The organism is Mesorhizobium sp. M2A.F.Ca.ET.039.01.1.1 (genome assembly GCF_003998035.1).
Lineage (GTDB): Bacteria > Pseudomonadota > Alphaproteobacteria > Rhizobiales > Rhizobiaceae > Mesorhizobium.
Genome location: NZ_RZRY01000853.1, coordinates 1 through 2,350 on the forward strand (window position 1 = coordinate 1; position 2,350 = coordinate 2,350).

The following is a 2,350-nucleotide window of genomic DNA, read 5'->3' on the forward strand; positions in this document are numbered from 1 at the left end:
CGCCTCAGCCGCCCAAGAAAGAAAGCTACTTAGAAACTCTTCCGAGACATCAATTTTCTGATCACTCCATCGGAAGCTTTTGTCTTCGGCAGACAGGCCGTAGTGAATGGTGCGTTCGTTCCCAGCTTCTTCGATCTTCTTCAGTGCGTTCTTTCGCGAGCCGTAGAGCCGATCTTCAATATGCTCGAAATGATCCCTTGCTCTCTTGTATGCTGAGAGATCCAAAGCCCCAACATGGCTAGCCATTTCGGCGCCCAAGACATTTGACGCTAAGACAATTCCATCCTTCACTCTGTCGATAGCGATTAGAAAAAAGTGCAACTCTACCAACGCGCGTTTGTATCTCTTCTGCCGCCACGCATCGAACATCAAAGCATGTTGTCGTTCGACAGCTTCGAGGTATCTGTCGACTAAGCCTAGGCCATCGTGCAGCTGACCAGTTGGGTCTGCAGTTAGGTAAGCAAGCAGTTGCTCAGTTTCGTCGTTCATGGGGTAAACAATAACGCCTTGAGTGACATATACTAGGCCACCTTCACCCCGCCTTCCTCCCCATCATCCCGTAGTGCACCGCCAACAAATCCAGCCCGACCTTCAGCAGCTTCACCACTACATCCCTTCCCTCGCCGCTACGCTCGGCGATGGCCTTCACCGACAGGCCTTCGAGGCAAGTCTTGCGCACCACCTCCGCCACCTCCCAATGGGCGAGCGCGGCGGCTGCATGGGCATGCGCCCGGCCGGCTGAGAGGACGCGGTCGGGGACGCCGCCGCCGACGCGGCTGGCGTCAACGCGTTCGCTCCAGGATTGCGGCTGCAGGCCGTGCCGGGCGGCGCGCTCGAAATCGTCGCGAAAGCGCTGGCCGGCCTCGCGCTGCTGGCGCGTCAGCGAGGTGATGCCGGTGAGCGGGTCGACATTGCGCAGGCGCACGATGCCGCCGGTGGAGGTGTAGCCGCCGTTCGACACTTCGTAGACGCGGCGCGCCTCGGCCGTGCCAGCGGTCAGCCGCTGGCGGCCGAAGGCGTCCTGCTTGAGGGCGAAGTCATGGCCGACCTCGCGGCGGATGCGCACCTGCGCGGCCTCGCCCTTGGGAAGCTTTGGGGGTTGGGGTTTCTTTGAGGGCTTGCGGGGCATGGGTGCGGTCCTTTGTGGGGTGGGACGTTGCAGAACTTGGGTTCCTCGCCCCCGCAACGCGGGGGAGAGGTGGCCGCGAAGCGGACGGAGAGGGGGGACGCCCTCCGCGAAGCCAATGGCGTACGGTGGGTGTTCTCGTTCGGCTTCGCGTGTGATGCGAGGTGCCGGGTTCTCAGCCGGCTTTGATTTCGCGGAGGGCGTCCCCCTCTCCGTCGCGGCTTCGCCGCGCCACCTCTCCCCCGCATTGCGGGGGCGAGGAACTGGCGCCTAGCTGGACACTCCGCTTCGCCGTCAGCTCCCGCATCAGCCGCCTCTCGCGCACTTCGATGGAAAGCTGGGCGCTCGACGGGCAGAACTGGGCGTTGGCCATCTTGGCCTCGCCGCGAATGAAGCGCCGGATCGCGGCCTCGACGTCTTGAAGCTCGGCATCCTGCACGGCGGCCAGATAGCCGCGCAGCTGCATCTCGGCGTCAGCCAGCGCGGACTGCGGGAAGCAGGAAAACATCGCGGCTAGCGCCTTCGCCGCCTGCTGCAATTCGGCTGCAGTCATTGATCTCCTCGATGATTGCGTTGGCGGCATCGACATGGGTTTTGCGCCCACGCCATTTTTGTCCGGGCGCGGCCGGGCGATCCGAAACTGCTTTTCCATTCCTGTTCCGCGAAGCGGAGGAAGAAAACGCCGGGGCGTTTTCTTTTGATGGATCGATGGATTGTGGACTCTGGAAGTCTGGACTCTGGGGCTTATCGCCCGCCTTATCCCCGGCCCTTGCCCGCCGCTTATCCGGGGGCGAAAAAGCCCTTTCCTTCGAAAGGCTTGGGTTGCCGCCCTTCAAGCCGTTCTTGCGCGCCGCGCGCGCCTTGCGGGCGTCGGCGATCATGCGTCGGGAATAGATGCGGCCGTGGCGATCGCGCGAGAAGACGCGGTTGCCTTCCAGTTCGGAAAGCAGCGCGCCAAGCTCCCCCTCCGCACAGCCGGCAAGGCGGGCAAGGGCCGTCTCCTCCAGCCCCTTGCCGGCGATCGCGACATAGCCGATGGGCTCGTGCGCGGCGGCAATGCACAGCATGCGCATCCAAAGGCCCTGCGCCGCGAGCGAGCACAGCCGCAGGTTCGGATCGGACTCCCAGTCCGACCAGAAGAATTTCGACCAGATCGTGCCGCTCATGGGGTGGGCTCGGTGGCGGGGCATTGGCGATTGGCCAATCTCCCCCCTTGTGGGGGAG

At 63.3% G+C, this 2,350-nt stretch carries 4 protein-coding genes; all 4 read right to left on the bottom strand.

Going from position 1 to position 2,350, the window contains the following annotated elements; translation table 11 throughout:
* On the bottom strand, nt 1-489 hold a 489-nt coding region (locus tag EOA24_RS34630; protein WP_210213634.1), incomplete at its 3' end, for a hypothetical protein.
* A gap of 43 nt (nt 490-532) precedes the next feature.
* Nucleotides 533-1,129 (bottom strand): DUF6456 domain-containing protein, encoded by a 597-nt coding sequence (locus tag EOA24_RS34635; RefSeq protein ID WP_126083380.1) that lies wholly within the window; start codon nt 1,127-1,129, stop codon nt 533-535.
* A 172-nt stretch (nt 1,130-1,301) separates the two neighbouring features.
* Complete coding sequence (locus tag EOA24_RS34640; RefSeq protein ID WP_189343173.1) at nt 1,302-1,634, bottom strand: hypothetical protein; 333 nt, start codon at nt 1,632-1,634, stop codon at nt 1,302-1,304.
* Nucleotides 1,600-2,292 (bottom strand): hypothetical protein, encoded by a 693-nt coding sequence (locus EOA24_RS34645; RefSeq protein WP_127258796.1) that lies wholly within the window; start codon nt 2,290-2,292, stop codon nt 1,600-1,602. Before EOA24_RS34645 ends, EOA24_RS34640 begins: the two co-directional genes overlap by 35 nt.
* Between the last annotated feature and the right edge of the window lie 58 nt (nt 2,293-2,350).

Coding starts and splice junctions, on each gene's coding strand:
- EOA24_RS34635 (WP_126083380.1), bottom strand. CDS start 1,129: ATGCCCCGCAAGCCCTCAAAGAAACCCCAACCCCCAAAGCTTCCCAAG.
- EOA24_RS34640 (WP_189343173.1), bottom strand. CDS start 1,634: ATGTTTTCCTGCTTCCCGCAGTCCGCGCTGGCTGACGCCGAGATGCAG.
- EOA24_RS34645 (WP_127258796.1), bottom strand. CDS start 2,292: ATGAGCGGCACGATCTGGTCGAAATTCTTCTGGTCGGACTGGGAGTCC.